This window comes from Kitasatospora sp. NPDC088779 (genome assembly GCF_040685395.1).
Classification (GTDB): Bacteria; Actinomycetota; Actinomycetes; order Streptomycetales; family Streptomycetaceae; genus Kitasatospora.
The window spans coordinates 1484-2728 of sequence record NZ_JBFBHW010000110.1; the positions used below are offsets into that span (position 1 = coordinate 1484).

The following is a 1245-nucleotide window of genomic DNA, read 5'->3' on the forward strand; positions in this document are numbered from 1 at the left end:
TGCGGTGAGGTCGATGTGGCTGGCCCTGGCCGGGAAGCGGATGCCGAAGTGGTCGGTCTCGATGAACCCGGCCTCCCGCGCCTGCTGCGGGGTGAAGTAGACCAACCGCAGGTAGTGGAGCATCTTCTTCACGATCGCCGTGTGGAAGCGGGGGAAGCCGTCCAGGTCCAGATCGGTCAGTGAGCCGGCGTCGCGCTCGCGTGCGAGGTTGACGAGCTTCTGGATCCAGTCCAGCTTCCAGATGCTGTGCCGGTCTTCCTGGGTGTGGGCGAACAGACCCCACTGGATCTCGGCCCGCAGCAGGGGCCGCAGGCCGCGCAGGTTGACCTGCTCGGGCCGCGGTGCCGGGTCAACGGCCGTGCACCAGGCACGGAACGCGTTCTGGTCCGCGTAGGAGACGCGAACCGGCTGCCCCTGTTTCTCGTAGCGCTGCCACCAGCTCGACGGGAGGGCGGCGCCTCCCGGACGGCGGTCGCGCATGTAGCGGTGCCGGTGCCAGCAGCACAGTCCCAGCGGGGACATCGCCAGCCCTGGACAGACGGTGACCTGGCAGTTCCCGTAGCCCTCGCACGGCTCCTGACCTGCCACCCACTGGTCGAAGTCCACCGATGCGTCACGGACGGAGACCGAATACTTCCACGCGCCGTAGTGACGGATGCACAACCGCAGCTCGGTGCGCGGCGAGGTGGGTCGGTCGGGGCAGATCAGGCAGGACCCTTCCCGGTCGTATTCGGCGCGCGGCAGCGGCTCGGCGGTGGTGAGGAATTCTGCCCGGGTCGTCCCGGACCCCCGGGCCGTTCCCCACTCCTGGAAGTGCATTGAGCACAGGTCCAACCCGCTGTGCCGGGCCCGCTCGCATGCGTCGACCACACAGGCCCACTGGTAGACGCGGTGGCCCTGCGGGACACGGATGATGACGTCGCGGAAGATCGGGTCGAAGGCCGGGGCGCCGATCAGCGCGGTGAGGATCTCCAGCCGGTCGCGCCCTTCGCGGTCGGGGCGGTCGGTGTAGAGCGGCAGCAACGATTTCACGGTCACTTCGTCTCGCCCCAGACCGCGCGGAGCGCGGCGTCGAACGCCGGGTCGTGGACGTCGACGTGCCCGTAGACCTCGTCGACCGTCGCGGCCGAGGCCCACCCTCCGGCATCGCGGGCGATCAGCAGGTTGCCGTCCGAGGCGTCGAGAACCGCCGAGGTGAACGTGTGGCGGAATGCGTGGGGTTTCACGAGCCCCAGACCAGCTCGT

General features: G+C 69.2%; 1 protein-coding gene and 1 pseudogene. Both read right to left on the reverse strand.

Going from position 1 to position 1245, the window contains the following annotated elements:
• Positions 1–1032, reverse strand: a pseudogene (locus tag AB0P03_RS40605) (site-specific integrase); the annotation flags it as partial.
• A gap of 2 nt (positions 1033–1034) precedes the next feature.
• A complete protein-coding gene (locus AB0P03_RS40610) occupies positions 1035–1226 on the reverse strand; it encodes a hypothetical protein (RefSeq protein ID WP_363633762.1) in 192 nt (63 codons plus the stop codon).
• Positions 1227–1245: the final 19 nt, after the last annotated feature.